Source organism: Methylobacterium sp. C33D, assembly GCF_053345825.1.
This window is the reverse complement of record NZ_JBKFAV010000001.1, coordinates 192,329-219,123: the sequence shown is the minus strand read 5'-3', so window position 1 is coordinate 219,123 and position 26,795 is coordinate 192,329. Positions and strand designations below refer to the sequence as shown.

The following is a 26,795-nucleotide window of genomic DNA, read 5'->3' as shown; positions in this document are numbered from 1 at the left end:
CGCGGCGGCCCCTCGGACCGGCGCGCCGTCTCACCGGCCGAGGCCGCCCGCCTCCTCGACGAAGCGCGCCACCGCGTCCGCGCCGGCGCCCTCGCGCAGGGACGCGAAGACGTAGGGCCGTGTGCCGCGCATCCGCTGCGTGTCGGACTCCATCACCGACAGGTCCGCGCCGACGAGCGGCGCGAGGTCGGTCTTGTTGACGATCAGCAGGTCGGACCGGGTGATGCCCGGACCGCCCTTGCGGGGGATCTTCTCGCCCCCGGCCACGTCGATGACGTAGAGGGTGATGTCGGCGAGTTCCGGCGAGAACGTCGCCGCGAGGTTGTCGCCGCCGGACTCGATCAGCACGAGGTCGAGTTTCGGGAAGCGCCGGTTCATCTCGGCGACGGCGGCGAGATTGATCGAGGCATCCTCGCGGATCGCGGTGTGCGGGCACCCCCCGGTCTCGACGCCCAGGATGCGCTCCTCCGGCAGGGCGCCGGCGACGGTGAGGATCCGCGCGTCCTCCTTCGTGTAGATGTCGTTGGTGATGGCGCAGATCTCGTAGCGGTCGCGGAAGCGCTTGCAGAGCTGCTCCATCAGGGCGGTCTTGCCGGAACCGACAGGGCCGCCGATGCCGACGCGGAGGGGGCCGTTCGTGGAGGTCATGCTGCGGGCTCAGGATCGGAAGATGCGGGAATACTGGGTTTCGTGGCGGAAGGAGCCGAGATCCAGGCGGACGGTGGCGGCACCGAGGGCGTCGAGATCCGCCACGGCGGCCGCCTCGGCGAGCCCGGCGAGGCGCGGCGCGAGGGCGGCCACGACCCGCGTGCCGGCGGCCTGACCCACGGGCGCCGCCCGGAGGGCCGCGGAGACGAGGTTCTGGAGGAAGGCGAGGCCGTAGGCTGCGAGCACGGGCCCCGGATCCATGCCGTGCGCGCCGGCCGCGAGGCCGACCGCGACCGGGTAGGCGACCGGCCCCGGCAGATGCCCGGCCAGGGCGTCGAGGGCTTCGCAGGGCCACGCGCCGCGCGTCGCGTCGAGGAAACTCCGGCCCTGCTGGCTCGTCTCCAGGTGCAGCTCGCGCGACGGCGCCAGGGCCAGGGCGAGGTCGTTGACGGCGATCAGCGCGGCGCCGTCCGCGGACAGCGCCGCCGCGTGGGCGTGGGCGGCCAGGATCAGGTCGTTGCGCAGGGCGCCGCGCTCGCAGACGTCCTGGAGCCACGCGGTCAGGCCCGCCTCGTCGCGGACGTCGCCCGCTTCGACCGCCCATTCGAGCCCGTGCGAGTAGGCGTAGGCCCCGACCGGGTAGCCGGGCGACAGCCACGCCATCAGGCGCAGCGCCTCCAGGGCGTCAGCCCGCGGCATGGTGGTGCTGGTGACCGCCATGCGGGTGGTCGTGCCCGTGGTCATGTCCGTGGTCGTGCCCGTGGCCGCCCGAATAGGCGCCGCCCTCGGGCCGGAACGGGCGCACCACCGGCTCGGCGGTGCCGCCGAGGCCCCGGACCATCTCGGCGAGAACGTGGTCGTGCGCGATCCAGACCGCGTCCGGGCCGATCTCGGCGGCGATGTGCCGGTTGCCGATGTGCCAGATCAGGCGCTTGAGGGCGTGATCGCCGGCGGCCCGGATCTCGAGCAGGCGCTCCGGCGCGGCCTCGACCCAGACGAGGCGTCCGTCCTGCAGGACCAGGGCGTCGCCGTCCTCCAGCACGGTCGGCTCCGGGAGGTCCAACAGGAAGCTCAAGCCCCCGGCGCCGCGCATGGCGACGCGGCGCCGGTGGCGGTCGCCGTGATCGAGGACGACGCGGTCGACGATCTCGCCGCCCGACAGGGCGTCGCGGCGGAGGATGCGGGTGGCGCGGATCATGGTCGACGGATCGGGCGGGGTTCTCGGGCGCGGTCAGACAACGTCCGTCTCCGGCGCGCCCGGATAGAAGCCGAGCTCACGGATCTGCTCGATCGCGTAGGGACAGGATTTCGGAAAGACGGATCCGGGCAAGCCGGTCTCGCTCGCCGCCCCGAGGACAGCGACGGAATAGGCCTTCGCGAGCACCGCATCCGGCCAGGATTGGAGGCTGGGGCTCACGTCGATCAGGTCATCGATCCGGATGCGCTGCTCGAGGATGGTCGCGCGCCAGCCGTACTTCCGCTCTTCCGGCTGGAATTCCCACTTCAGCAGGTGCAGCAGCAGGATGGCAAGACGGCTCCGGATCTCGGATTTCTGGGATCCGCCCAAGCTCTCGATCTCCTCGGCGATGTTGGCGCTGTCCAGATCCGGCCAGCGCCCGGCCCGGAGCATGGCTGCCTGCTCCTCGGTCCAGAGGCAGAGATCGGTCGTGTAGAGGTCTTCCCTCGCCGGAAGCTGGGCGATCTTCGTCATCGCGGCTCTCCTGCCACCGGACCCATCCTATCTCAGAACAGGAAGTAGCGCTGCGCCATCGGCAGCACCTCGGCCGGCTCGCAGACCAGAAGCTCGCCGTCGGCGCGCACGTCGTAGGTCTCCGGATCGACCTCGATGACCGGCGTGGCGTCGTTCAGCACCATGCTCTTCTTCGAGATGCCGCCGCGGACGTTCTCAACGGCGACCAGCTCCTTCTGCACGCCCAGCCGCTCCCGCAGGCCGTCCTCCACCGCCGCCCGGGAGACGAAGGTGAGGGCGGTGGCGAAGGGCGCCCGGCCGTAGGCGCCGAACATCGGCCGGTAATGCACCGGCTGCGGCGTCGGGATCGAGGCGTTGGGGTCGCCCATGGGCGCGGCCGCGATGCTGCCGCCCTTCAGCACGAGGTCGGGCTTCACGCCGAAGAAGGCCGGATTCCACAGCACGAGGTCGGCGAGCTTGCCGGGCTCCACCGAGCCGATGTGCCGGGAGATGCCGTGCGCGATGGCCGGGTTGATCGTGTACTTGGCGACGTAGCGGCGCGCCCGCAGGTTGTCGGTGCCGGACGCGTCGCCCGGCAGGGCGCCCCGCTGGCGCTTCATCTTGTCGGCGGTCTGCCACGTCCGGATGATGACCTCGCCGACCCGGCCCATCGCCTGGCTGTCGGAGGACATCATCGAGAGCGCGCCGATGTCGTGCAGGATGTCCTCGGCCGCGATCGTCTCGCGCCGGATCCGGCTCTCCGCGAAGGCGAGATCCTCGGGGATCGACGGGTCGAGGTGGTGGCAGACCATGAGCATGTCGAGGTGCTCGTCGATCGTGTTCCACGTGTAGGGCCGCGTCGGGTTGGTGGACGACGGCAGCACGTTCGGCAGCCCGGCCACCTTGATGATGTCCGGCGCGTGGCCGCCGCCCGCACCCTCGGTGTGGAAGGCGTGGATGGTCCGGCCCTTGAACGCCGCGATCGTGTCCTCGACGAAGCCCGACTCGTTGAGCGTGTCGGTGTGGATCATGACCTGGATGTCGTGGGCGTCCGCCACCGACAGGCAGGTGTCGATCGCCGCGGGCGTGGTGCCCCAGTCCTCGTGCAGCTTCAGCGCGCAGGCGCCCGCCCGCACCATCTCGACGAGGCTCTCCGGACGGGACGCGTTGCCCTTGCCGGCGAAGGCGAGGTTCATCGGGAACGCGTCCGCCGCCTCGATCATCCGGGCGATGTGCCAGGGGCCGGGCGTGCAGGTGGTGGCGAAGGTGCCGTGCGCCGGGCCGGTGCCGCCGCCGAGCATCGTGGTGATGCCAGAGCAGAGCGCCTCCTCGATCTGCTGCGGGCAGATGAAGTGGATGTGGCTGTCGAAGCCGCCCGCCGTCAGGATCTTGCCCTCGCCGGCGATGACCTCGGTGCCCGGCCCGACCACGATGTCGACCCCGGGCTGCACGTCCGGATTGCCGGCCTTGCCGAGCCGGAAGATCCGCCCGCGCACGATGCCGACATCGCACTTCACGATGCCCCAGTGGTCGAGGACCACCGCGTTGGTGATCACGGTGTCGACGGCGCCGTCGGCGTTCGTGGCCTGGCTCTGGCCCATGCCGTCGCGGATGACCTTGCCGCCGCCGAACTTCACCTCCTCGCCGTAGGTGGTGAAGTCGCGCTCGACCGTGATCTCCAGGCTCGTGTCCGCGAGCCGGATGCGGTCGCCGACGGTCGGGCCGAACATGTCGGCGTAGGCCGAGCGCGGCAGGCTGGCGGGCTTGGGCGTGTTGGCCATGGTCAGAGCTTGCCCATCACGTCGCCGCGGAACCCGTAGACCGTGCGCGCGCCGGAGAGCGGCACCAGCGCCACCTCCCGCGTCGATCCGGGCTCGAAGCGCACGGCGGTGCCCGGCGCGATGTCGAGGCGCTTGCCGCGGGCCTCCTCGCGCGGGAACACGAGGCCCGGATTGACCTCGAAGAAGTGGTAGTGCGAGCCGACCTGGATCGGACGGTCGCCGACATTGGCCACCTCGATCACGGTCCGCTCGGCGCCGGGGTTGAACACGATCTCGCCCGGCAGCGTCGTCACCGCGCCGGGGACGTCGGACGAGGCCGCACCGCGGATCGGGTGGTGCACGGTCACGAGCTTGGTGCCGTCCGGGAAGGTCGCCTCCACCTGGATGTCGTGAATCATCTCGGGGACGCCCTCCATGACCTGATCGGCGGTCAGCACGGTGGCGCCGGCCCGCATCAGGTCGGCCACGGTGCGGCCGTCCCGGGCGCCCTCGACCACGAAGTCGGTGATCAGCGCCACCGCTTCCGGATGATTGAGCTTAACGCCGCGGGCGAGGCGATTGCGCGCCACCTGCGCCGCCATGGCGATGAGCAACTTGTCCTTCTCACGGGGCGTCAGCAGCACGGGCAACCTCGTCGTCGCGGCGGCCGGAGCAAGGATCATGCGCGCGGCGCGGTCAAGGGCTGGCGGCCTCCGTTGCAGGACCCGGACCACCGGGCGTCGCCGCCCGACCGCGACGGTGCGGCGCCGTCACGGCGTCATGGCGACGAAGCCGGCGAACAGGTCGGGCAGCGGCGCGCCCTTCACGGCGCCCGGCAGGTCGCGGGGGTGGATGAACGCGTCCCGGAACCAGGGATAGCGCTTCGGATCGAAGGAGGACCGGATCCAGTCGATCGTCCGCCGCACCCGGGTGATCCGCTCGGCGTCCGGGTGGTAGGTCAGCCAGATGTCGACGCTGGAGCGGCCCAGATTGTCCACCGGAATCACCTGCGCGCCGATCGCGCTGGCGTAGGTCGGCAACAGGCCGATGCCGGCCCCCTTGGCGATGGCCCAGTAATACGCGCTGCTGACGTTGACCTTGAGGGTGACCGGCACCTTCGCGGGGAAGCCCGGCACCGTGCGCACGTAGTCCGCGAGGGCGATGGTCTGCTCGCCGTCCTGGACCACGATCCGGTGGCGCGCGAGATCCTCGGGCCGAGCCGGAAGCCCGTAGGTCTCCTCGTAGCTGCGCGCCGCGTACGGCACCATGTGAATCCGGCCGAGCTTGACGACGCGCAGGTTCGGGCTGGTCGGTCGCGTCAGCTGGATGGCGACGTCGGCCTCCAGCCGCAGGACGTCGGCGGATTCCATCGCGCAGCGCAGGTCGACGGTCAGGCGCGGGTTGGCGCGCTGGAACTCGACGAGCCGCGGCGCGAGCCAGAAGGCTCCCAGCCCCTCCGTCACGGCGATCCGCACCTCGCCGGTCTCGGCGAAGGGCGCGCCCTCGCCGGTGCGCACCAGACTGAAGGCCGCGGCCTCCATGCGGCCGGCGGCCTCGAGGATCGCGTGGCCCTCCGCGGTGAGGCGGATTCCGTCGACGTGGCGGGTCAGCAGCGGCGCGCCGATCAGATCCTCGAGGTCGTCGATCCGGCGCCGCACCGAGTTCACCGACAGGCCGAGCTTCGTCGCCGCCGAGCGGAAGCTGCCGGACCGCTGGAGCGCCAGGAAGACCCGGATGCTCTGCCAGTCGGGCATCGGGTCCCGGCTCGCCTCCGCCTGTTCCATCGACGGAACACCCCTGTTTCAAATTTTGCACATACAGCCAGAGCGCTAGATGCGAAGTGCTGGACCGTCAATCCGTACCCGAATGACAGGTCATCCGATGACGGTGCACATAGCTCGCGCGCAGTTCGTCGCGAAGGACGCGGATCAACTCGCTACAGCGCCAGTCTCTCCGCCGCCGCGGCACGCTCTGAATGCCCTCGAGGTCGGCCGGATTGCCCGCCACCTCGTGATCTTCACGCCGACACCGGACGATCTGGGGCGCCTGATCGCGGCGGCGCGCGCGGATCTGCCCGACCTCGCGCCCCTGCGCACCGTCCAGCGGGTGATGTCGATCAATCCCGACGCGGTGCTGGCGATCGCCCAGCGCCACAGATTCGACGCTGCGGATCCGCGGGGCGAGGGCTTCGTCGCCTGCCTGATGCTGAACGCCGCGGGCGTGGCCGCGCTCGAGGCCGGGACGCTCGACGCGTCCGATCCGCCCGCCGCGCTGCTGGCCGGCCAGCACGAACGCCCGGCCGGGATCTACGTCTGGGCCGTCTACGCGCGGCGGCGCCTCTCCGGCGGCGTCGGCCTCGTCTTCGATCGTCTGTCGAGCCCGACCTACCGGGGCGTCGACTTCTACGCCCGCGCGGCCACCCCCGAGGGGGCCGACCTCCTGACGACGCTCGGCTTCACGGCGCAGACCTCCGCCCGCGGTGCCCTGTACCACTTCGCCCGCGCGCCGAAGGGGGAGCCGGCGCCTTCGTACGACAGCCACCGGCCGGGCGGGAAAGGGGTCAGCGTCGCGGTCGCGCGGAACATGGAGGATCTGTCCCGCGTGATCGCCCTGCGGGCCGCCGTCTACATGGCGGAACAGGCCTGCCCGTACGAGGAGGAGTTCGACGGCAACGACCTCTCGGCGACGCACCTGATCGGCTACGTCGGCGACGAGCCGGCGGGCTGCCTGCGCCTCCGGTTCTTCGCCGAGTTCGCCAAGATCGAGCGCCTCGCGGTCCGGGCCGAGTTCCGCAACACGCGCCTGTCCTTCGCGCTGGTCCGCGCCGGGATCGAGCTCGCCCGGGTCAAGGGCTACCGCCGGCTCTACGGCCACGCCCAGAAGCGCCTCGTCGGCTTCTGGAGCCGCTTCGGCTTCCGCGTCTTCGAGGGCGCGCAGGAGCTGGTCTTCTCGGATTTCGACTACGTCGAGATGCTGATGGAGGCGGAGCCGCACCCGCAGGCCATCGGCCTCGGCGCCGACCCCTACGTCATCATCCGGCCGGAGGGGCGCTGGCACCGCGCGGGCGCTCTCGACCGCTCGCGGAGCCGCGCCGTGACCCGCCCCTCCGTCGACCGGGCGGTCGTTGCGCGATGAACCGGCCGATCAACCCGGCGCTGTATCGCCGGCCGCGCAGCGTCCCGGTCCTGGTGCTCGTGGACATGCAGCGGGAATACGAGGTCGCGGGCCGACCGCTCGCCCTGGCGGGGATCGAGCCCGCGCTCACGAACTGCCGCCGCGCGCTCGCGCATGCCCGCGCGAGCGGCATGCAGGTGGTCTACGTCCGCTGGGTCGGCGCGCCCCTGTTCCAGGCGGGCAGCCGCTTCGTCCGCTGGATCGAGGGTTTCGAGCCGCACGGCTGCGACATGATCTTCGACCGGGATCGCCCGTCCTGCTACGCCAGCCCCGCCTTCGCGGACGCGATGGAGCGCGGCTCCCCGCCGCTCGTCATCGCGGGCTTCGCCGGCGAGTCGTCCTGCCTCGCCACCGCGGTCGACGGCTTCCACCGAGGACAGGACGTGACCTTCCTGTCCGACGCCTCCGCGAGCCACGACCTCGACGGCATCTCGGCCGACGAGATCCACCGGTCGGTGAGCGCGGTGATGCGGGTGTTCGGCGACGTCACGGACACGCAATCCTGGATCGCGGCCACGGCGCCGTTCGAGCCCATGCCCACCGCTACGAGACCCACGCACGCCAATGACTGACCGAAGCCAGAATCACGGGATTCCGGACCGGGTCCCAGCCGGCGACGAGGATGTGGACCTGCGCCTCGGCCGGCACGCGATCGAGCTGCTGCAAGCGGCGCGCGAGGCCGGCGAGCCGGCGCTGATCGCGCAGGCCGAGGCCATGGCGATGGCCGTCGGGTTCATGCTGGCGAGCCGGCTGCCGGACGGTGAGCCCGACCCCGCGTGATCAGTCGGTCCCGTCCTCGCCGCCGATGAGGCGCATCGCGCGCAGGCGCGCGGTCCGCTCGTCGCGCGCGCTCCTCTCGGCGTCGAGCGCGCGCCAGAGCGCCAGCAGATCGCTCTCGTGAGGCGTTGCGATGGTCGCGTCGGCGTCGCGCGCCATCTCGGCGTGATCGAAGGCGTCCATGTTCGAAGTCCCGCGCCTTGAGTTGCGGTCCGCTAACAGGACAGCGACGCGATCGTCCAGCCCGAAAGATGGGCAGATCTTGTACAACCCGCGGCGATCGTCACGGCGGGCTCGATCTAAAGCCGGCACACTGATCCCGCGCCCGCGGCGTCGCGCGGCGAGCGCCGGTCGACCGTGACGGCCGCGACGGCGTCACGCAGCGCAGCCATGTATACAGCAAAGGACGACCATCCGTCCGCCCTTGACCTATCGAGATCGATAATATTCTCAACCTTTTACTGTAAAATCGCGCCCGGTCCCGAGTTGCCGCCGCCAGACAAGTGTCCGTTCCGTCATCCGGGCAGCGGAAGCCGCAGAAACATCCCGGACACCGAACTGTGCCAAGTCGGATCGGCAGCGGCCCGCGCGCGTGTACCGGGTCAGCTCTTCCGAGATCCGAGGCCGGCTGCGTCAGGCCCGGGATTGCGTCAGCGCGGCGATGATGGACTCGACCACTTCGATCTGCTCCTGCACGGCGACCAGCCGCGGCCCGGCTTCCGCGCCGTCGCCCAGAACGAAGGTGCCCTTCTGCCGCCGCGCGTCGCGCAGCCTGCGCACCGACGCGACGATGATCTGCCGCTCCTCGATCAGCGCGTCGCGCAGTTCGTTCAGGCCGTCCAGTTCCAGCGTCGAGGCCATGCGGCGTCCCGGTCTCACATCCTCGGCGCGGCCTCGACGGTCATCCCGCGCGCCCGGACCGGGCCCGGGCCGTCCGGACAGGGCATCCGACGGAGCGACGCCGCCCTTCATCCGCGGCGGTAGCACGCTTTCCGCGCGCGGAACATTGCCGCGATCCGCGGGGTCCCGCGATGTCCGGCGCGGTCATTGTATGCTATTGAATGCAAAATTATCCCGGTCCGCGAAGCGGTCGGATCAACGGGCGGATATCGGCGCATGCTGAGTGAGGACGTGCACGGCCGCGACGGGTCTCGCGCGGACGAGACGGTCGCGGACCGGAGCCACGGCGACGCGCCACGCGCCGTCGCCGGACTGGCGAAGAAGCGCTCCGGCGCGGCCGGGCTGATCCTCCTGCTGCTCGCCGTCGCGGGCGGCGGCGCCTACGGCTACACGCGCCTGAACCAGCCTCCGGTGAAGTCCAGGACGGCGGCTCCGCTGCCGGTGCCCGTCACCCTCGGCACGGTCGAGCAGGGGCCGTTCGCCCTCGTGTCGAACGGTCTCGGCACGGTCCAGGCGTACAACACCGTGCAGGTGCGCACGCGCGTCGACGGCGAGATCCAGCAGGTCGCGTTCCGCGAGGGACAGACCGTCCGCAAGGGCGACGTGCTGGTGCAGATCGACCCGCGGCCGTACCAGGCGGCGCTGGATCAGGCGAAGGCCAAGAAGGAGCAGGACACGGCCAACCTCGGCAACGCGAAGGCGGACCTCGTCCGCTACACCGGGCTGGGCGCCTTCGCCTCCCGGCAGCAGACCGAGACGCAGACGGCCCTGGTCGCCCAGCTCACCGCGCAGGTGGCGTCCGACCAGGCGGCCATCGACAACGCCACGACGCAGCTCGGCTACGCCACGATCCGCGCGCCGATCGACGGGGTCACGGGCTTCCGGCAAGTCGATATCGGCAACATCGTCAACGCGGCCGGCCAGACTCCGATCGTGACGATCACCCAGGTCGAGCCGATCTTCGTGGTGTTCACGGCGCCGGAGGATCAGCTGCCCGCGATCACCGCGGCCCTCAAGGCCGGCGACGTGCCGGTGGAGGCCTGGACGTCCGACGGGCTGACCAAGCTCGCCGACGGCAAGCTCGCCCTGTTCAACAACCAAGTCGACACGGCGACGGGCACGATCCGCCTGAAGGCCGTCTACGAGAACAGGAACCACGCCCTGTGGCCCGGCCTGTCGGTCTCCACCAAGATGCGGGTCGGCACGGTCGCGGTCGCCACGACGGTGCCGGACAACGCGATCCAGCACGGTCCCGACGGGCTGTTCGCCTTCGTGGTGGACGATGCCAACCGGGCCCATCAGCGCGCGCTGAAGGCGGGTCGCTCGGATTCCGGGCGGACGCGCGTCCTCAGCGGCGACCTCCGCCCCGGCGAGCGGGTGATCGTCGCCGGGCAGTACAAGGTCCAGGACGGCAGCCTCGTGGCCGATCCGCACGCCGCCCACACCGCGCAGGCGGAGGCGGTCCAGTGAGGCGCGCGGCACGCACGACGGCACGCATGACGGCGGGCGCGTCTCCGCGGAAGGCCCGGCCATGAAGGGCGGCATCTCGGCACCGTTCATCCGGTTCCCGGTGGCGACCACGCTCATCATGGTCGGCATCCTGTTCCTCGGGGTGGTGGCCTACCCGCTGCTCGGCGTGGCGCCGCTGCCGCAGGTGGATTTCCCGACCATCCAGGTGACCGCGCAGCTGCCCGGTGCCAGCCCGGAGACGATGGCCTCGTCGGTGGCGCAGCCCCTGGAGCGGCAGTTCTCGCAGATCCCGGGCGTGTCGCAGATGACCTCGACGAGTTCCCTCGGGATCTCGACGGTCACGGTCCAGTTCGATCTCAACCGCAACATCGACGGCGCGGCGAGCGACATTCAGGCGGCGATCAACGCCGCCAGCGGCCAGCTCCCGAAGAACCTCCCGACTCCGCCGACCTACCGCAAGGTCAACCCGGCCGATTCGCCGATCCTGCTGCTCTCGGCCACCTCCGACAGCATGCCGCTGATCGACGTCGACGACGCGGTCGACGTGCAGCTCGCCCAGCGCATCAGCCAGATCTCGGGCGTCGCCCAGGTCTTCATCGGCGGCCAGCAGAAGCCCGCCGTGCGGATCCAGATCGACCCGGCCAAGCTCGTGGCCAAGGGGCTGTCGCTGGAGGACGTGCGCGCGCAGCTCACCCTCACCACGGTCAACAACCCGAAGGGCAGCATCGACGGCGGCAGCCACAGCTACACCATCTACGCCAACGACCAGCTCACCGCGGCCCACAACTGGAAGGACGTCATCGTCGCCTATCGCGACGGCGCGCCGCTGCGCGTCCGCGACATCGGGCAGGCCGTCGCCGGCCCCGAGGACACCAAGCAGGCCGGCTGGACCAACGGCAAGCGCGGCATCTTCCTCGTCGTGTTCAAGCAGCCCGGCGCCAACGTCATCGACACGGTCGACAGCATCAAGGCCCAGCTGCCGCGCCTGACCGCCACCCTGCCGGCCGCCATCAAGGTCGGTATCCTGAGCGACCGCACGCAGACCATCCGCGCCTCGGTCGAGGACGTGCAGTTCACCCTGCTGCTGACGATCGTGCTGGTCGTCGGGGTGATCTTCGTCTTCCTGCGCAGCTTCTGGGCGACCGTGATCCCGAGCGTGACCGTGCCCCTCGCGCTGCTCGGCGCCTGCGCGCTGATGTGGATGGCGGGCTACACCCTCGACAACCTCTCGCTGATGGCGCTCACCATCTCGGTGGGATTCGTGGTCGACGACGCCATCGTCGTGCTGGAGAATATCAGCCGCTACGTCGAGGAGGGGATGCGGCCCATGGAGGCCGCCTTCAAGGGCGCGGGCGAGATCGGCTTCACCATCGTGTCGATCTCGGTGTCGCTGATCGCCGTGCTGATCCCGCTCCTGCTGATGGGCGGCATCATCGGACGGCTGTTCCGCGAGTTCGCCGTGGTTCTGTCGATGACCATCGCGGTCTCGGCCTTCGTCTCCCTGACCCTGACCCCGATGATGGCCTCGCGGTTGCTGAAGGCCCACGATGCCGAGCGCCACGGCCGCCTCTACCGCGTGAGCGAGGCCGCCTTCGACTGGCTGCTGGCGGTCTACGCCGACGCCCTCGACGTCGCCCTGCGCTTCCGCCGCGTCACGCTGCTGGTCTTCTTCGCCACCCTGGCGCTGACCGGCTACCTGTTCGTCGCCATCCCGAAGGGCTTCTTCCCGCAGCAGGACACCGGTTTCATGATCGGCGTCACCGAGGCGGGCCAGGACATCTCGTTCTCGGCCATGAAGGCGCTGCAGGAGAAGGTCGGCGCCATCGTCCAGGCCGATCCCGCGGTCGCCACCGTCGGCATGTCGCTCGGCGGCAACGGCCAGGCGCTCAATTCCGGGCGCATGTACATCACGCTCAAGCCCCGCGACGAGCGCGACGTCAACGCCTTCCAGGTGATCGGCCGGCTGCGCCCCAAGCTGGAACGCGTCGAGGGCATCCGGACCTTCATCCAGGCGACCCAGGACGTGCGCACCGGCGGCCGCACCTCGCGGACGCAGTTCGAGTACACCCTCCAGGATCCGGACCTCGCCGAGCTGAACACCTGGGCGCCGCGCATCCTCGACAAGATGAAGACGCTGCCGGAGCTGCGCGACGTCGCCACCGACCAGCAGACCCGCGGCACGACCCTGACGCTGTCGATCGACCGCGACGCCGCCTCGCGCTACGGCATCACGCCCCAGCTGATCGACGACACGCTCTACGACGCGTTCGGCCAGCGCCAGATCGCGCAGTACTTCACGCAGCTGAACAGCTACCACGTGGTGCTGGAGGTGCTGCCGGCGCTCCAGGGCAGCGTCGAGAGTCTCGACAAGATCTACATCAAGGCACCGATCGGCGGCGGGCAGGTGCCGCTCGCGGCCTTCGCCCGCTGGACGACGGACCCGGTGGCGCCGCTGGCGGTGAACCACCAGGGTCAGTTCCCGGCGGTGACGATCAGCTTCAACCTCGCCCCCGACGTCGCCCTCGGGCAGGCCACGGAGGCGATCGGCCGGGCGATGCGCGAGCTGCAGGTCCCGCCGACCGTGGTCAGCGGCTTCCAGGGCACCGCCCAGGCCTTCCAGCAATCACTCTCGACGGTGCCGCTTCTGATCCTTGCGGCCCTGTTCGTGGTCTACCTGATCCTCGGCATCCTCTACGAGAGCTTCATCCACCCGATCACGATCCTGTCGACGTTGCCCTCGGCGGGCGTCGGCGCGCTCGCGGTGCTGATGTGGGCGGGATTCGACTTCAGCCTGATCGCGCTGATCGGCATCATCCTCCTCATCGGCATCGTGAAGAAGAACGGCATCATGCTGGTCGACTTCGCCATCGTCGCCGAGCGCGAGGAGGGCCTCTCGCCCGAGGTCGCGATCCGGAAGGCCGCGCTGCTGCGCTTCCGGCCGATCCTGATGACCACGATGGCGGCCCTGCTCGGCGGCATCCCGCTGATGGTCGCCACCGGGACCGGCTCGGAGATCCGGCAGCCGCTCGGCTACGCCATGGTGGGCGGCCTCGCGGTGAGCCAGGTGCTGACGCTCTTCACCACGCCGGTGATCTACATCTACCTCGACCGGCTGGCGCACCGCTTCTCGTTCCGCGACAAGCCGCGGGCGGTGGACGCGGCCCTCGACGATCCCGAGCCGGTGGAGGAGGTTCGCGGCCCGCCGGCGCTGCGCGCGGCGGAGTGAGGCCGACCGTCCTTGCGAGCGCAGCGAAGCCATCCAGATGCGCCGCGCTCGCCGAGGTCGCGCTGTCCTGGATCGCTTCGCTGCGCTCGCGGAGACGCTGAGCGTCGCGGGAGCGGCGTCCCGAAGCCGACGGCCGGGCAGCCCTGTCACTGCCGCCCGCTTGGCGGGGCTCCTCGCCGTTCCAGTTCCCTCGGCGCCGGCCCTCTGAGACCGCGGGACGCCGAAGGATGGGGATGAGCCAGAACCTGCCGCTGCGAGGGCTGACCGTGCTCGCCCTGGAGCAGGCCGTCGCCGCGCCCTACTGCACCTCGCGGCTCGCCGATGCCGGGGCCCGGGTCATCAAGATCGAGCGGCCGGAGGGTGATTTCGCCCGCGGCTACGACGGGGCGGTCAACGGCCTCGCGAGCTACTTCGTCTGGCTCAACCGCGGCAAGGAGAGCCTCGTCGCCGACATCAAGGATCCGGGAGATGCCCGTCTCCTGCACGCGATCCTCGCGCAGGCCGACGTGTTCGTGCAGAACCTCGCCCCCGGCGCGGCGGCCCGGGCGGGGTTCGGCTCGGCGGAGCTGCGCGCGCGCTACCCGCGGCTGATCACCGTCGACATCTCCGGCTACGGCGCCGGCAACGCCTACAGCGACATGAAGGCCTACGACCTGCTGGTCCAGGCCGAGAGCGGGCTCGCCGGGATCACCGGCCACCCGGCGGGACCCGGTCGCGTCGGCGTCTCCGTCTGCGACGTCGCCTGCGGGATGGACGCCCACGCCGCGGTTCTCGAGGCGCTGATCGCCCGCGGGATCACCGGGCAGGGCTGCGCCCTGGAGGTCAGCCTGTTCAGCGGCGCCGCCGACTGGATGAACGTGCCGCTGCTCTACTTCGAGGGGACCGGCGAGGCCCCGCGGCGGGTCGGCCTCGCGCACCCCTCGATCTGCCCCTACGGGGCCTTCCCCACCGCCGACGGCAGCCTCGTGCTGATCTCGATCCAGAACGAGCGCGAGTGGGCGAGCTTCTGCGCCGGCGTGCTCGGGGAGCCGGAGCTCGCCCGGGCCGAGGGCTTCGCGTCCAACACAGCCCGGGTGGCCAACCGCGCCGCGGTCGACCTGCGCGTCGGCGGCGCGCTGGTGCGGCTGTCCCGCGACGAGGCCGCCGCGCGGCTGAAGGCGGCGGGCACCGCCTACGGTTTTGTCAACACGCTGGCGGACCTCGCCACCCACCCGGCGCTGATACGCGCGGAGGTCCGGACGCCGTCGGGGCCGGCCCGGATCGTGGCGCCGCCGGTGCTGATCGACGGCGCGGTCCGCGCCCTCGGCCCGGTCCCGGCGATCGACGAGCACGGGACGCGGATCCGCGAGGAATTCGGGCGCCGGGCTCGAGGACAGTGATCTGTCAGCAGATCGGAACGACCGGGAGGAGACGATGAGACTCGACGGCAAGATCGCGCTCGTGACCGGGGCCGGCAGCGGCTTCGGGGCCGGGATCGCCCAGCGGTTCGCCGCGGAGGGCGCCAAGGTCGCCTGCGTCGACATCGACCGCGCTGCTGCCGAGCGCGTCGCGGCGGCGCTCGGCGACAACGCCATCGCGATCGCCGCCGATGTCGGGCTGGCCGCCGACGTCGCCGCCAGCGTCGCCGAGACGCGTCAGCGCTTCGGCGTGCCGAGCATCCTCGTCAACAACGCCGGAACCACCCACCGCAACAAGCCGCTGATGGAGGTGACGGAGGAGGATTTCGACCGGGTCTTCCGGGTCAACGTGAAGTCGATCTTCCACTACGTTCGGGAAGTCGCCCCGCTGATGCGCGACGCGGGCGGCGGCGCGATCCTGAACGTCAGCTCGACGGCGGCCTTGCGGCCGCGCCCGGGGCTGACGTGGTACAACGCCTCCAAGGGCGCGGCGAGCCTCGCCTCCAAGTCGCTGGCCCTGGAACTGGCGCCCTGGAAGATCCGGGTGAACGCCCTCTGCCCGGTCATGGGAGCGACGGGGCTCCTCGAGCACTTCATGGGCGTCCTCGACACCCCCGAGAACCGCGACCGCTTCATCGCCACGATCCCGCTCGGGCGCCTGTCTGAGGCGAGCGACATCGCCGCGGCGGCCCTGTTCCTCGCCTCCGACGAGGCGGCGTTCATCACCGGCGTCGACCTGCCCGTCGACGGCGGCCGCACGGCCTGAGGAGTCCCTATGGAAGCCTATACCGAGATCCGCGAGGCGGTCGCCAGGCTCTGCGCCGGCTTCCCGGGCCCGTACTGGCGGGCGCTCGACCGGGACATGGCCTACCCGACCGAGTTCGTGAACGCGCTGACCGAGAGCGGCTACCTGTCGGTGCTGATCCCCGAAGAGTACGGCGGCTCCGGCCTTCCGCTCTCGGCGGCCGCCGCGATCCTCGAGGAGGTGCAGCGGGCGGGCTGCAACGGCGGCGCCTGCCACGCCCAGATGTACACGATGGGCACGCTGCTGCGGCACGGCTCCGCGGCGCAGAAGGCCGCGTACCTGCCGGGCATCGCGGAGGGCCGCCTGCGGCTCCAGGCCTTCGGCGTGACCGAGCCGACCTCCGGCACCGACACGGGCAGCCTGAAGACGACGGCGCGCCTGGAAGGCGACCACTACGTCGTCAACGGCCAGAAGATCTGGACCAGCCGCGCCGAGCACTCGGACCTGATGCTGCTCCTCGCCCGCACCACGCCGAGGGCCGAGGGCATGAAGCGCACGGACGGGCTGTCGGTGCTCCTCGTCGACATGCGCGCGGCGAAGGGCAACGGCCTGACGATCCGGCCGATCCGCACGATGATGAACCACGCCACGACGGAGGTCTTCTTCGACAATCTCCGCGTTCCGGCGCAGAACCTCATCGGCGAGGAGGGCAGGGGCTTCCGCTACATCCTGTCCGGCATGAACGCCGAGCGGATCCTGATAGCGGCCGAATGCGTCGGCGACGCCAAGTGGTTCATCGACAGGGCCCGCGCCTATGCCGGCGAGCGGGCCGTCTTCGGCCGCCCGATCGGCGCCAACCAGGGCATCCAGTTCCCGATCGCGAAGGCCTACGCGAACATGCGCGCGGCCGAACTCATGGTCCGCGAGGCGCTGACGCTCTACGAGGGCGGGGCCAATCCCGGGGCCGAGGCCAACATGGCCAAGATGCTCGCCGCCGACGCGTCCTTCGAGGCGGCGAACGCCTGCATCCAGACCCATGGCGGCTTCGGATTCGCCGAGGAGTACGACGTGGAGCGCAAGTTCCGCGAGACGCGCCTCTACCAGGTCGCGCCGATCTCCACGAACCTGATCCTCGCCTACCTGTCCGAGCACGTGCTCGGCCTGCCGCGCTCGTACTGACATGACCGATCTCAGCGCCTGGATCGGCCGGACGCGGGAGGCGTCCGATCTCGTCACCCCGCGCCTCCTCGCCGAGTTTCGCGCGACCTTCGCGCCGCATCTGGCGCCGGTCGCCGACGGGATCGCGCCGCCGGCCCTGCACTGGTGTCTCGCGCCCGAGACCCCGCCGGCCGAGTCCCTCGGCCCGGACGGCCACGCAACCAAGGGCGGGTTCCTGCCACCCGTCCCGCTCCCCCGCCGGATGTGGGCGGGCGGCCAGATCGAGACGGTCTCGGACCTGCGCGCGGGGGACGCGGTCACGCGCACTGAGACCGTGCGCGACGTCGCCTTCAAGAGTGGACGGAGCGGTAGCCTGTGCTTCGTCACCGTCGATCACGCGGTCTCGACCGGACGGGGCGTCGCGATCCACGAACGACAGGATATCGTCTATCGCGAGGCGGCCGGGGCTGAGACTGGGACGAGAGTTGCGCCCGAGCGCGACGATCCCGACGCCTACACCGCGGTCTGGGCAATGCCGGCGACGCCGACGCTGCTGTTCCGGTACTCGGCGATGACCTTCAACGGACATCGCTTCCACTATGATCAGCCCTACGCGACGCAGGTGGAGGGCTACGCCGACCTCGTGGTCCACGGACCGATGCAGGCCACGCTGCTGATGAACCTCGCCGCGACGCTCCTGGGACAGGTTCCGCGGACATTCGCTTATCGCGGGGTCTCACCGATGACGGCGAACCAGACCTTCCGCATCTGCGGGCGGATCAGCGGAGCGGGATTCGAGGGTGTGACCGTCGACGCGGCGAGCCGCGTCTGCATGCGGGCCCGCGGCGACGCATGAGGAGCCGCGAGCCCGCAATCCTGATCCGAGAGGACGTCGAGGGCGGTCCGCGCCTCACCGTTTCAGGATCGTCGCAGCGGCGCCCGGACATGTCCACGAGCCGCGCAGCGGTGGGCCGCGCGTCCGCGCGACCCGAGCAAAGGTGGCTCAGGCCAGCTTCAGGCCGACGTTGACGTTGCCGCGGGTCGCGTTGGAGTACGGGCAGACCTGATGCGCGGCGTCGACGAGCTTCTGCGCGTCGGCGCGGTCGAGGCCCGGAAGGCTGACGGTCAGGTCGGCGGTGATGCCGAAGCCACCCTCGGAGCGCGGGCCGATGCCGACATCGGCGGTGACGGTGGTATCGGCCGGAACCTTCAGCTGCAGCGACGGCGCAACGGCCTTCATGGCGCCCAGGAAGCAGGCCGAGTAGCCGGACGCGAAGAGCTGCTCCGGGTTCGCGCCCGGACCGCCCGCGCCACCGAGTTCCTTCGGGGTCGAGAGCTTGACCTCGAAGCTGCCGTCGGCTGTCCGGGCGGCGCCGTCGCGGCCGCCGGTGGCAGTGGCGCTGGTGCGATACTTCACGTCTACGGGCATGGAACTCTCCGGTTTGGGGATGCCGCCGGCATGTAGGTGCCGGCGCGCTTCCGCACAGCCCCCAAATAGATTGCGCACAATCTAATTTCAAGGGTCGATCAGCGCGAAACGGTCGACATCGACGAGGCCCCGATCGGTGATCTTCAGGTGGGGAATCACCGGCAGGGGCAGGAAGGCGACCTGCAGGAAGGGTTCCGGGAGGACGACCTCCAGACTTCGCGCCGCGTCGCGCAACGTTACGAGCGACCGACGGATGGCGTCGAACGGCATGAGGCTCATCAGGCCGGCGACCGGCAGCGCGATCTCGGCCAGCACGCGGCCGCCCTCGACCACCACGAAGCCACCCTCGATCGCGCCGAGCCGGTTCACCGCCACGGCCATGTCGGCATCGTCCGCCCCGACCACCGTGATGTTGTGGCTGTCGTGCCCGACCGAAGAGGCGATGGCGCCGCGCTTGAGGCCGAACCCCTTCACGAACGCGACCCCGACGCCGCGCGCGCCCGGCTGTGTCCGGCCGTGCCGCTCGACCACCGCGACCTTGATGACGTCCTGGTCCAGGTCGATCCGGCGCTCGCCGCCGGAATAGGGCAGCGTCAGGTCGTGCCGCAGGGTGATGATCTTGCCGGGCACGACGCCGATCACCGGCGTCGACGGCCCGGAGCCCGGAGCGGCGAAATCGGCGGCCGTCACGTGCCGCGCCCGCACGCTCCGGCGGCCGATCGGCTCGATCGACGCGCGCGCGTCGAAGAGCGCCGCGTTCACCGGCCGGCCCGCACTGATGACTTGCGACACGGCACAGGCGGCGAGATCGTCGAGCACGACGAGGTCAGCGCGCTGGCCGGGCGCGACGAGGCCCCGGTCGTGCAGCCCGAAGGCGCGGGCCGCAGACCAGGAGGCTGCACGGTAGACGGCCAGTGGCGGCACGCCGAGGGCGATGGCCGTGCGGATGACGAAGTCGAGGTGCCCCTCCTCGGCGATGTCGAGAGGGTTCCGGTCGTCGGTGCAGAAGGCCACGAACGGCGCCGTCCGCTCGGTCAGGATGGGCGCGAGGGCATGCAGGTCCTTGCAGACCGAGCCCTCGCGGATCAGCACGGTCATGCCCTTCGAGAGCTTCTCGCTGGCCTCCGCGGGCGAGGTCGCCTCGTGCTCCGTGCGGATGCCCGCCGCGATGTAGCCGTTGAGGCCGAGGCCGCGCAGGAGCGGCGCGTGGCCGTCGATGTGCCGCCCCTGGAAGGCCGCGAGCTTGTCCAGGACGCCCGCATCGGCCGCCAGCACGCCCGGGAAGTTCATGAACTCGGCGAGGCCGATCACCTTCGGGTGCGTCGCGAAGGGCAGGAGATCCTGAGCCTCGATCCGGGCGCCGGAGGTCTCTAGATGATCGGTGGCCGGGACGCAGGACGAGAGCTGCACCCGCAGGTCAATCGCCAGCGTCTCGGAGGATTCCAGGAACCACGTGAAGGCGTCGGTGCCGAGCACGTTGGCCATCTCGTGCGGGTCGCAGATGCCGGTGGTGACGCCGTGCGGCAGGACGCACCGCTCGTATTCCTGCGGCGGCATCAGGGACGACTCGACGTGGAAATGCGTGTCGATGAAGCCCGGGACGACGACCTGGCCGGAGAAGTCGATCTCTCGGGCGCCGCGGTACTGCCCGAAGGTCCCGACGATCCGGTCGCCGCAGATCGCGATGTCGGAAGCCACGAGGTCGCCGGTGACGAGGTCGAGGAAGCGGCCGCCCTTCAGGACGAGGTCGGCCTCGGCCCGTCCCTGACCCTGCGCGATGGCCCGCCGGAGGAAATCTGCCTGTGTCATCGCGAGTCGCCCCTCCGTCCTGCCATCCGCCAGAAGCATGCCACGGGTGCCAGCCCCTCGGCGACGCTTGCGGATGCGCGGGCGCGGGCGCAGAAGCCGCTCGTCTTTGAACTGGTCGAAGCTCTCGATGCCTGCCTATCGCTCCCGCACCACCACCCACGGCCGCAACATGGCCGGCGCCCGCGGCCTCTGGCGCGCCACCGGCATGAAGGATTCCGATTTCGGCAAGCCGATCATCGCGGTGGTGAACTCCTTCACGCAGTTCGTTCCGGGCCACGTCCACCTGAAGGACCTCGGCCAGCTCGTCGCGCGTGAGATCGAGGCGGCCGGCGGCGTCGCCAAGGAGTTCAACACCATCGCGGTCGATGACGGTATCGCCATGGGCCACGACGGGATGCTGTACTCGCTGCCGTCCCGCGAGCTGATCGCCGATTCCGTCGAGTACATGGTCAACGCGCACTGCGCCGACGCGATGGTGTGCATATCGAACTGCGACAAGATCACCCCCGGCATGCTGATGGCGACTTTGCGCCTCAACATCCCGACGGTGTTCGTCTCGGGCGGCCCGATGGAGGCCGGCAAGGTCCAGCTGCCGGGCATCGCGAAGAAGGTCGACCTCGTCGACGCGATGATCGCGGCGGCCGACGACCGAATCTCCGACGAGGACGTCGCCGTCATCGAGCGCTCCGCCTGCCCGACCTGCGGTTCCTGCTCGGGCATGTTCACGGCGAACTCGATGAACTGCCTCACCGAGGCCCTCGGCCTCGCTCTGCCGGGCAACGGCTCGGTGCTCGCCACTCACGCCGACCGCAGGCGCCTGTTCGTCGAGGCCGGCCACCTGATCGTCGATCTGGCCCGCCGCCACTACGAGCAGGACGACGCCAGCGTGCTGCCGCGCGCGGTCGCGAGCTTCCAGGCGTTCGAGAACGCCATGACGCTCGACATCGCCATGGGTGGCTCGACGAACACGGTGCTGCACCTTCTGGCCGCCGCCCACGAGGGCGAGGTGCCCTTCACCATGGCCGATATCGACCGGCTGTCCCGGCGGGTGCCGGTGCTGTGCAAGGTCGCTCCGGCGGTGGCCAACGTCCACATGGAGGACGTCCACCGGGCCGGCGGCATCATGGGCATCCTCGGCGAGCTCGACAGGGCCGGCCTGATCGACACCGGCGTCGGCAACGTCTCGGCCGGGACGCTCGGCGCGGCGCTCGCCCGCTGGGACGTGCGCGGCGAACCGTCCACCTCGGTGCAGGACTTCTATCGCGCGGCCCCCGGCGGCGTGCCGACCCAGGTGGCGTTCAGCCAGGAATCCCGCTTCGATGAACTCGACCTCGATAGGGAGGGCGGCGTGATCCGCGACGCGGCCCACGCCTATTCGCAGGATGGCGGCCTCGCCGTGCTCTACGGGAACCTGGCCGAGCAGGGCTGCATCGTGAAGACCGCGGGCGTCGACGCCGCGATCCTGACCTTCACGGGCACCGCCCGCGTGTTCGAGAGCCAGGACGCGGCCGTCGACGGCATCCTCAACGGCAAGGTAACGGCCGGCGAGGTCGTGCTGATCCGCTACGAGGGACCGCGGGGAGGCCCCGGCATGCAGGAGATGCTCTACCCGACGAGCTACCTGAAATCGAAGGGGCTGGGTAAGTCCTGCGCTCTCGTCACCGACGGGCGGTTCTCCGGCGGGTCGTCGGGCCTGTCCATCGGGCACGTCTCGCCCGAGGCGGCCGAGGGCGGCCTGATCGGCCTCGTGCGCGACGGCGACCGGATCGCCATCGACATCCCGAACCGCAGCATCCACCTCGACGTGGACGTGGCGGAGCTCGACCAGCGGCGGGTCGCCCAGGAGGCGGCGGGCTGGCAGCCGGCGAAGCCGCGCAAGCGGAAGGTGAGCGCGGCCCTGCGCGCCTACGCGATGCTCACGACGAGCGCGGCGCACGGCGCGGTGCGCCGGGTCTGATCAGCGGAGTTCGAGGACCAGGGCGGCTATGGCGGCCATGAGGGCCGCCGCCGCCACCGCGACGCCGATGAGGCGCGCGCGGGCGGACCGCGTCACCTTCGCTGACGCACCCTTCACCGACAGGGCGGGCGCGGGGGCGGCATCCGGGATGCGACCGAGCGCCCGGAGCATCAGAGGCTCGATCGCCGCGTATCCGGCCGGGCTCAGGTGGAGCCCGTCCGTCCCGTAGTCCGGCCGGAGCCCGCCGGTCTCGGACACCAGCACGGCGTGGTAATCGATGAAGATCGCGCCGTGCTCGTGGGCGTGGTTCCGGAGCCAAGCGTTGACCGCCGCGATCATGGCGGGCGCGTCCCGCACCTCCGGGTTCCACGGGATGCCGTCAACCGGCGTGAGCGAACCGATCCAGGCCCTCACGCCCAGGGCGCGGGCCTCGTCGAGCATGCCGGCGAGCGTCCGGCAGATCTCCTCGACCGGGACGAAGACGCCCTCGTTGCGGCCGATATCGTTGACGCCGCACAGGAGATGCACGCCCCGGGCGCCGGTCTCCGCGAGATCGCGGGCGAACCGCATGGTGATCCAGCGCGCCGTCTGGCCGGAGCCGCCGCGGGGGATGAGGTCGTAGGCCTCGAAGGTACCGGCCCGGTGGAAGCCCCAGAGCTCCGTGATCGAGTCGCCGACGAAGACGATCGGTTCGGCCATGGCTCAGGCGGCCGTCGCCGCCCCGGCCGTCTCGACCACCTCCGCCTGGAGACGGTCGGCCATCGCCTGGCGCCCCTCCGAGGTCACGTGGACGATGTCGGTGAACAGGGCACGGGTGTCGGCCTCGAACAGGCGGCTCAGGTCCCGCGCCGCGAAGGTTTTGTCGGCGGCGTCCAGCCGTCCCAACACACTCTCGAAACGCCCGTACTGCCGGTCGAGATAGGCGAGGAACGCGCCGGACGCGGCGCCGGCCTCCGCGCCCGCGAGCGTCTGCTTGCGGACGACTGTCGGCTGCAGGAGAAACCGCACCGGCGCGCCGATCCCGGGCGCGAGCCGCGCGAGGCGCCTGAGCGCAAGCTCGAACTGCCGCACCACTTCCCATTCCCAGATGTCGGACTGCCAGTTCGTCAGCGCGCGCAGGTTCTCGAGGCGGTTGAAGATCATCGCCTGCAAGCCGTCATACGACAGGGTCTCCGCGTCGTCGGCCGACTTCCTCGAGTCGAAGAAGTAGTCGTACAGGCTCTCGTTCGCGAAGTGATTGTAGGGGACGCCCGCCCGCGGATCGAAGCTCCAGGGCTGGAAGATGTCGGTCGCCCCGCCGACGATCAGGATGACGTCGGGCTGCAGGTCCATCAGCCGCGTCGTGATCAGGGCGATCATCTGGTTCAGGCAGGCCGAGACCGCCCCGAAATTGTAGACCCGCGCGCCCGGCCCGTGCGCGTGCTTCAGCCCGGTCTCCAGCCGCCCGGGCACGGTGTCGGCGAAGACCTGGCCGTCGATCAGCGTGCTGTCGCCGACGACGAAGACCCGCAGCGTCTCGGAGGGCGGCCGCGCGTCAGCGTGCGCGTCGTTGCGATACCCGAGCGCGTCGTAGCGCCAGCCCTGACCGGACGCCTCCGTCAGCGGCTTGCCGGCGAAATGCGCGTAGGGCGCGGGAAACCGGCTGTTCGCGTCGAAGTTCTGGAAGCTCTGCAGGAACTTCCGCCGTCGCGCGTCCGCGCTGCCGTCGGGCGGCCGGTGGGCCATGGTCCGTCTCCTCCCCGGGCGCGGGCCCGGTGGCTGTGCGATGGTTGGTCGACCGAGCGGCGGGACGGTGGGCCCGCTCAGCTCCGCAGCGTGGCGTGGTTCTCCAGGAACCAGCCGTAGGTCTGGCGCAGGCCGTCCTCGAGGGCGATCTCCGGCCGCCAGCCCATCGCCTTCAGCCGCGACACGTCCATCAGCTTGCGCGGCGTGCCGTCGGGCTTGGTCGCGTCGAACGCCAGTTCGCCCGCGTAGCCGACCACCCGCGCCAGCGCCTCGGCGAGCTGCCGGATGGTGCAATCCTCGCCGGTCCCGACGTTGATGTGCGACAGGTCGGGGCGCGTGTTCGCGGCGTAGACCGCGTCGTCCATCTCCATCACGTAGACGCTCGCCCGCGCCATGTCGTCGACGTGCAGGAACTCGCGCATCGCCCGGCCGGTGCCCCAGACCGTGACCTTCGCCAGACCCGCCCGCTTCGCCTCGTGGAAGCGGCGCATCAGCGCCGGCAGCACGTGGGCGTTCTCGGGATGGAAGTTGTCGTTCGGCCCGTAGAGGTTCGTCGGCATCACGCTGCGATAGCGGCGCCCGTACTGGCGGTTGTAGCTCTCGCACATCTTGATCCCCGCGATCTTGGCGATCGCGTAGGGCTCGTTGGTCGGCTCCAGCAGCCCGGTCAGCAGGGCGTCCTCGCGCATCGGCTGCGGGGCGAGCTTCGGGTAGATGCAGGACGAGCCGAGGAACAGCAGCCGGTCGACGCCGTGCGTGTGCGCGGCGTCGATCAGGTTCGACTGGATCAGCAGGTTCTCGTGGATGAACTCGGCCGGGTAGGCGTTGTTGGCGTGGATCCCGCCGACGCGCGCGGCGGCGAGGTAGACCTGATCGACGCGGTTCTCGGCGAAGAAGCGCCGGACCGCCGCCTGATCCAGGAGATCCAGGGTCCGGCGGTCGGCCGTGAGGATCCGCTCGTGACCGAGAGCGCGCAGGCGACGCACGATCGCCGAGCCCACCATGCCCCGATGGCCCGCCACGAAAATGGTCTGACCCCGACCGTCCATCACACGTCCGTTCCCTGCCGAAAGCTCGGATTTCCGAGCCCCTAATAGCCCCTTTGCGGCGCGATATCGCCGCGCAAACACGCGTTTTCTGAGGCGGGCCACGGGGTGCACGCCGGCCTCCGCGAACCGCGTCATTGTACGGGAAACGAACGACTCCAATACAACTGAAAGTTACCGTTAATAATTCTACCAGAAGCTGCATTCCGTTCCTGCTCACCGACCGACGGATTGCAGGGCCGGTTCGGAATCGCCCCCCGGCCACGCAGCGATGGAGTTCCAGATGCGTCCCTTGACCGTCGTCCCGGCCGTGCCGCGGACTGCGATGCTCGCTGTCTTTCGCCCGGGCGCGACCCGGGCGATCCCGATCACGGCCGGGCTTCTGCTCTGCACAGCCCTGGCGTCACCCGCCCAGGCACAGCTCCTCCGCGGCGCGCTGGATACAACCACGAATAGCATACTTGGCACCGGGTTGACTGTCGGCACGAGCAGTACCGGCAGCGGCGTCCTGGGGACGGGCCTCAACGTCGGCACGACGAGCGGGGGACTCCTCGGCACCGGCGTCACGGTCGGCACTACGGATCCCGGCACCGGCGTGTTGGGGACCGGTGTGAGTGTCGGGACCACGACCGGCGGCAGCGTGCTCGGCACGGGCGTGACGGTCGGCACCACCGCTCCCGGAAGCGGCGTCCTCGGAACCAGCCTCAATGTCGGGACCACCAGCGGTGGCGTGCTCGGGACCGGCGTCCTGGTCGGCACGACTGGGCCGGGCGACGGGCTGCTCGGCACCGGTCTGACCCTGGGTACCGCGGGAGGGACCGGAACGGGCGGCTGCGGTACATGCGGCGGGACGGGCGGGGGCGGAGCGGGTGGTGGTACCGGTGGCGGGGGGACCGGAGGGGGGTCCAATCAGGGCATCTACATCATCACCGGCAACGTGACGCAGTCCCAGGGGCAGACCGTCATCAACGAACTGCGGCTGTCACAGCTCACGAGCGTCACGGGCGTCGCCGCCAACAACACCAGCAATCAGGCCGCGCCGATCGCCGTCGGCAGCGACGCGCTGGCTGTGGGCTACGGTTCGAGCGCGGCCGGGACGGCCTCGACCGCGGTCGGTACGGGCGCCAGCGCGGCCAACACCGGCAGCGTCGCCCTCGGCTACGCGGCCAGCGCGCAGGGGCTCGGCGGAACGGCGATCGGCACGGCTTCCGCGGCGTCCGGAGCCGGCAGCACCGCCCTGGGCTTCGTCGCCGGCGCGACCGGGACCGGCTCGACCGCCGTCGGTGCGGCCGCCTCGGCGGCCGGCAACAACAGCGTCGCGCTCGGCAACGGGGCGGCCGCCAACCAGGCCAACACGGTCGCGATCGGCGCCAACGTCAAGACGACCCAGGCCAACCAAGTCGCGATCGGCAATTCCGCGAACACCTACAGGCTTGCCGGCATCGCCTCGCAGGCGAGCGCCGCCGCCCAGAGCGGAGCCACGGCCTTCGTGACCACGGACGCCAACGGCAACCTCGCGGCCTCGGCCTACGGACCCTCGACGATCGCCGGACTCGGCAACCGGATCGATTCGGTGCAGGCGCAGGTCAACAACCTGGAAGCCAAGACCGACTCGGTACAGCGCTACGCGATCCAGACCCGCAAGGAGGCCCGCCAGGGCGTCGCCATGGCCATCGCGATGGCGACCGCGCCGATGCCGTCGGCGCCGGGCAAGACGACCTGGGCCACCAATGGGGCGACCTATCGGGGCGAGTGGGCCGGCGGACTCGCCGTGGCGCACCGGTTGCCGACTTGCTGCGTTCCGATCGCCGTGACCGCCGGCGTGGCCTACGGCGGCGACAACGCCGTGGGCGTCCGCGCCGGCCTCGCGGGCGAGTTCTGAAC

The 26,795-nt window shown here is 70.7% G+C and carries 25 protein-coding genes; 11 read left to right on the top strand and 14 right to left on the bottom strand.

What is annotated here, in order from left to right; translation table 11 throughout:
- Nucleotides 1–30: 30 nt before the first annotated feature.
- The 7 genes from ureG to ACLBXO_RS01085 all read right to left on the bottom strand — a co-directional run bounded on the left by ureG (nucleotide 31) and on the right by ACLBXO_RS01085 (nucleotide 5,882).
- A complete protein-coding gene (ureG, locus tag ACLBXO_RS01115; protein WP_273558523.1) occupies nucleotides 31–648 on the bottom strand; it encodes an urease accessory protein UreG in 618 nt (205 codons plus the stop codon).
- 9 nt (nucleotides 649–657) lie between these two features.
- Nucleotides 658–1,392, bottom strand: a complete 735-nt coding sequence (locus ACLBXO_RS01110) for an urease accessory protein UreF (protein ID WP_447684215.1) — start codon at nucleotides 1,390–1,392, stop codon at nucleotides 658–660.
- Nucleotides 1,334–1,846: an urease accessory protein UreE gene (locus tag ACLBXO_RS01105; RefSeq protein WP_331317902.1), complete on the bottom strand. Its 513-nt coding sequence runs from the start codon at nucleotides 1,844–1,846 to the stop codon at nucleotides 1,334–1,336. The genes ACLBXO_RS01110 and ACLBXO_RS01105 overlap by 59 nt, the downstream gene beginning before the upstream one ends.
- Nucleotides 1,847–1,879: 33 nt before the next feature.
- Nucleotides 1,880–2,359 carry a DUF29 domain-containing protein gene (locus tag ACLBXO_RS01100; protein ID WP_447684214.1) on the bottom strand — a complete coding sequence of 160 codons (480 nt, stop codon included), beginning with the start codon at nucleotides 2,357–2,359 and terminating at the stop codon, nucleotides 1,880–1,882.
- A 32-nt stretch (nucleotides 2,360–2,391) separates the two neighbouring features.
- A complete protein-coding gene (ureC, locus tag ACLBXO_RS01095; RefSeq protein ID WP_447684213.1) occupies nucleotides 2,392–4,119 on the bottom strand; it encodes an urease subunit alpha in 1,728 nt (575 codons plus the stop codon).
- Between the two features lie 2 nt (nucleotides 4,120–4,121).
- Nucleotides 4,122–4,742 (bottom strand): urease subunit gamma, encoded by a 621-nt coding sequence (locus ACLBXO_RS01090; protein ID WP_447684212.1) that lies wholly within the window; start codon nucleotides 4,740–4,742, stop codon nucleotides 4,122–4,124.
- 126 nt (nucleotides 4,743–4,868) lie between these two features.
- Nucleotides 4,869–5,882 (bottom strand): LysR family transcriptional regulator, encoded by a 1,014-nt coding sequence (locus ACLBXO_RS01085; RefSeq protein ID WP_447684211.1) that lies wholly within the window; start codon nucleotides 5,880–5,882, stop codon nucleotides 4,869–4,871.
- A gap of 226 nt (nucleotides 5,883–6,108) precedes the next feature.
- On the opposite strand from ACLBXO_RS01085, the gene ACLBXO_RS01080 reads away from it, so the two are divergent.
- The 3 genes from ACLBXO_RS01080 to ACLBXO_RS01070 are packed head-to-tail and all read left to right on the top strand — an operon-like array spanning nucleotide 6,109 to nucleotide 8,052.
- Entirely contained in the window at nucleotides 6,109–7,233 is a 1,125-nt protein-coding gene (locus ACLBXO_RS01080; protein ID WP_331317909.1) for a GNAT family N-acetyltransferase, read from the top strand.
- Complete coding sequence (locus tag ACLBXO_RS01075) at nucleotides 7,230–7,844, top strand: cysteine hydrolase family protein (protein WP_331317910.1); 615 nt, start codon at nucleotides 7,230–7,232, stop codon at nucleotides 7,842–7,844. Before ACLBXO_RS01080 ends, ACLBXO_RS01075 begins: the two co-directional genes overlap by 4 nt.
- A complete protein-coding gene (locus ACLBXO_RS01070) occupies nucleotides 7,837–8,052 on the top strand; it encodes a hypothetical protein (RefSeq protein ID WP_447684210.1) in 216 nt (71 codons plus the stop codon). Before ACLBXO_RS01075 ends, ACLBXO_RS01070 begins: the two co-directional genes overlap by 8 nt.
- Here the strand turns inward: ACLBXO_RS01070 and ACLBXO_RS01065 are convergent, their stop codons facing one another.
- Both ACLBXO_RS01065 and ACLBXO_RS01060 read right to left on the bottom strand, forming a co-directional pair.
- Entirely contained in the window at nucleotides 8,053–8,232 is a 180-nt protein-coding gene (locus tag ACLBXO_RS01065; RefSeq protein WP_447684209.1) for a hypothetical protein, read from the bottom strand.
- Between the two features lie 450 nt (nucleotides 8,233–8,682).
- Nucleotides 8,683–8,910: an HOOK family protein gene (locus ACLBXO_RS01060; protein ID WP_331317913.1), complete on the bottom strand. Its 228-nt coding sequence runs from the start codon at nucleotides 8,908–8,910 to the stop codon at nucleotides 8,683–8,685.
- A gap of 255 nt (nucleotides 8,911–9,165) precedes the next feature.
- On the opposite strand from ACLBXO_RS01060, the gene ACLBXO_RS01055 reads away from it, so the two are divergent.
- The 6 genes from ACLBXO_RS01055 to ACLBXO_RS01030 all read left to right on the top strand — a co-directional run bounded on the left by ACLBXO_RS01055 (nucleotide 9,166) and on the right by ACLBXO_RS01030 (nucleotide 17,801).
- On the top strand, nucleotides 9,166–10,419 hold the full coding sequence (locus tag ACLBXO_RS01055; RefSeq protein ID WP_447684208.1) for an efflux RND transporter periplasmic adaptor subunit: 1,254 nt from the start codon (nucleotides 9,166–9,168) through the stop codon (nucleotides 10,417–10,419).
- A gap of 61 nt (nucleotides 10,420–10,480) precedes the next feature.
- Complete coding sequence (locus ACLBXO_RS01050) at nucleotides 10,481–13,645, top strand: efflux RND transporter permease subunit (RefSeq protein WP_447684207.1); 3,165 nt, start codon at nucleotides 10,481–10,483, stop codon at nucleotides 13,643–13,645.
- A gap of 233 nt (nucleotides 13,646–13,878) precedes the next feature.
- The gene (locus tag ACLBXO_RS01045) at nucleotides 13,879–15,024 is read left to right on the top strand and encodes a CaiB/BaiF CoA transferase family protein (RefSeq protein ID WP_447684206.1); all 1,146 of its coding nucleotides are present in this window, start codon (nucleotides 13,879–13,881) and stop codon (nucleotides 15,022–15,024) included.
- A 34-nt stretch (nucleotides 15,025–15,058) separates the two neighbouring features.
- A complete protein-coding gene (locus ACLBXO_RS01040) occupies nucleotides 15,059–15,808 on the top strand; it encodes an SDR family oxidoreductase (RefSeq protein ID WP_447684205.1) in 750 nt (249 codons plus the stop codon).
- A gap of 9 nt (nucleotides 15,809–15,817) precedes the next feature.
- On the top strand, nucleotides 15,818–16,966 hold the full coding sequence (locus ACLBXO_RS01035) for an acyl-CoA dehydrogenase family protein (RefSeq protein ID WP_447684204.1): 1,149 nt from the start codon (nucleotides 15,818–15,820) through the stop codon (nucleotides 16,964–16,966).
- A gap of 1 nt (nucleotide 16,967) precedes the next feature.
- A complete protein-coding gene (locus tag ACLBXO_RS01030) occupies nucleotides 16,968–17,801 on the top strand; it encodes an FAS1-like dehydratase domain-containing protein (RefSeq protein WP_331317919.1) in 834 nt (277 codons plus the stop codon).
- A 147-nt stretch (nucleotides 17,802–17,948) separates the two neighbouring features.
- Here ACLBXO_RS01030 and ACLBXO_RS01025 read toward each other — a convergent pair whose 3' ends face one another.
- The gene (locus ACLBXO_RS01025; protein WP_331317920.1) at nucleotides 17,949–18,374 is read right to left on the bottom strand and encodes an organic hydroperoxide resistance protein; all 426 of its coding nucleotides are present in this window, start codon (nucleotides 18,372–18,374) and stop codon (nucleotides 17,949–17,951) included.
- Between the two features lie 87 nt (nucleotides 18,375–18,461).
- Nucleotides 18,462–20,183, bottom strand: a complete 1,722-nt coding sequence (ade, locus tag ACLBXO_RS01020) for an adenine deaminase (RefSeq protein ID WP_447684203.1) — start codon at nucleotides 20,181–20,183, stop codon at nucleotides 18,462–18,464.
- Between the two features lie 127 nt (nucleotides 20,184–20,310).
- On the opposite strand from ade, the gene ilvD reads away from it, so the two are divergent.
- Nucleotides 20,311–22,140, top strand: coding sequence for a dihydroxy-acid dehydratase (gene ilvD, locus ACLBXO_RS01015; protein WP_447684202.1), 1,830 nt, complete (start codon nucleotides 20,311–20,313; stop codon nucleotides 22,138–22,140).
- Here ilvD and ACLBXO_RS01010 read toward each other — a convergent pair whose 3' ends face one another.
- The 3 genes from ACLBXO_RS01010 to fcl form a co-directional block, all read right to left on the bottom strand.
- Nucleotides 22,141–22,839 (bottom strand): GDSL-type esterase/lipase family protein, encoded by a 699-nt coding sequence (locus ACLBXO_RS01010; RefSeq protein WP_447684201.1) that lies wholly within the window; start codon nucleotides 22,837–22,839, stop codon nucleotides 22,141–22,143.
- A 3-nt stretch (nucleotides 22,840–22,842) separates the two neighbouring features.
- Nucleotides 22,843–23,865, bottom strand: a complete 1,023-nt coding sequence (locus ACLBXO_RS01005) for an SGNH/GDSL hydrolase family protein (RefSeq protein ID WP_447684200.1) — start codon at nucleotides 23,863–23,865, stop codon at nucleotides 22,843–22,845.
- A 77-nt stretch (nucleotides 23,866–23,942) separates the two neighbouring features.
- Entirely contained in the window at nucleotides 23,943–24,914 is a 972-nt protein-coding gene (gene fcl, locus ACLBXO_RS01000) for a GDP-L-fucose synthase (RefSeq protein ID WP_447684199.1), read from the bottom strand.
- Between the two features lie 280 nt (nucleotides 24,915–25,194).
- On the opposite strand from fcl, the gene ACLBXO_RS00995 reads away from it, so the two are divergent.
- Nucleotides 25,195–26,793: a hypothetical protein gene (locus ACLBXO_RS00995; RefSeq protein WP_447684198.1), complete on the top strand. Its 1,599-nt coding sequence runs from the start codon at nucleotides 25,195–25,197 to the stop codon at nucleotides 26,791–26,793.
- Nucleotides 26,794–26,795 lie beyond the last annotated feature (2 nt).

Coding starts and splice junctions, on each gene's coding strand:
- ACLBXO_RS01025 (WP_331317920.1), bottom strand. CDS start 18,374: ATGCCCGTAGACGTGAAGTATCGCACCAGCGCCACTGCCACCGGCGGC.
- ureC (WP_447684213.1), bottom strand. CDS start 4,119: ATGGCCAACACGCCCAAGCCCGCCAGCCTGCCGCGCTCGGCCTACGCC.
- ACLBXO_RS01050 (WP_447684207.1), top strand. CDS start 10,481: ATGAAGGGCGGCATCTCGGCACCGTTCATCCGGTTCCCGGTGGCGACC.
- ACLBXO_RS01010 (WP_447684201.1), bottom strand. CDS start 22,839: ATGGCCGAACCGATCGTCTTCGTCGGCGACTCGATCACGGAGCTCTGG.
- ACLBXO_RS01110 (WP_447684215.1), bottom strand. CDS start 1,392: ATGACCACGGGCACGACCACCCGCATGGCGGTCACCAGCACCACCATG.
- ACLBXO_RS01070 (WP_447684210.1), top strand. CDS start 7,837: ATGACTGACCGAAGCCAGAATCACGGGATTCCGGACCGGGTCCCAGCC.
- ACLBXO_RS01085 (WP_447684211.1), bottom strand. CDS start 5,882: ATGGAACAGGCGGAGGCGAGCCGGGACCCGATGCCCGACTGGCAGAGC.
- ACLBXO_RS00995 (WP_447684198.1), top strand. CDS start 25,195: ATGCGTCCCTTGACCGTCGTCCCGGCCGTGCCGCGGACTGCGATGCTC.
- ACLBXO_RS01100 (WP_447684214.1), bottom strand. CDS start 2,359: ATGACGAAGATCGCCCAGCTTCCGGCGAGGGAAGACCTCTACACGACC.
- ACLBXO_RS01030 (WP_331317919.1), top strand. CDS start 16,968: ATGACCGATCTCAGCGCCTGGATCGGCCGGACGCGGGAGGCGTCCGAT.
- fcl (WP_447684199.1), bottom strand. CDS start 24,914: ATGGACGGTCGGGGTCAGACCATTTTCGTGGCGGGCCATCGGGGCATG.
- ade (WP_447684203.1), bottom strand. CDS start 20,183: ATGACACAGGCAGATTTCCTCCGGCGGGCCATCGCGCAGGGTCAGGGA.
- ACLBXO_RS01055 (WP_447684208.1), top strand. CDS start 9,166: ATGCTGAGTGAGGACGTGCACGGCCGCGACGGGTCTCGCGCGGACGAG.
- ACLBXO_RS01075 (WP_331317910.1), top strand. CDS start 7,230: ATGAACCGGCCGATCAACCCGGCGCTGTATCGCCGGCCGCGCAGCGTC.
- ACLBXO_RS01060 (WP_331317913.1), bottom strand. CDS start 8,910: ATGGCCTCGACGCTGGAACTGGACGGCCTGAACGAACTGCGCGACGCG.
- ACLBXO_RS01045 (WP_447684206.1), top strand. CDS start 13,879: ATGAGCCAGAACCTGCCGCTGCGAGGGCTGACCGTGCTCGCCCTGGAG.
- ACLBXO_RS01105 (WP_331317902.1), bottom strand. CDS start 1,846: ATGATCCGCGCCACCCGCATCCTCCGCCGCGACGCCCTGTCGGGCGGC.
- ACLBXO_RS01040 (WP_447684205.1), top strand. CDS start 15,059: ATGAGACTCGACGGCAAGATCGCGCTCGTGACCGGGGCCGGCAGCGGC.
- ACLBXO_RS01035 (WP_447684204.1), top strand. CDS start 15,818: ATGGAAGCCTATACCGAGATCCGCGAGGCGGTCGCCAGGCTCTGCGCC.
- ilvD (WP_447684202.1), top strand. CDS start 20,311: ATGCCTGCCTATCGCTCCCGCACCACCACCCACGGCCGCAACATGGCC.
- ACLBXO_RS01065 (WP_447684209.1), bottom strand. CDS start 8,232: ATGGACGCCTTCGATCACGCCGAGATGGCGCGCGACGCCGACGCGACC.
- ureG (WP_273558523.1), bottom strand. CDS start 648: ATGACCTCCACGAACGGCCCCCTCCGCGTCGGCATCGGCGGCCCTGTC.
- ACLBXO_RS01005 (WP_447684200.1), bottom strand. CDS start 23,865: ATGGCCCACCGGCCGCCCGACGGCAGCGCGGACGCGCGACGGCGGAAG.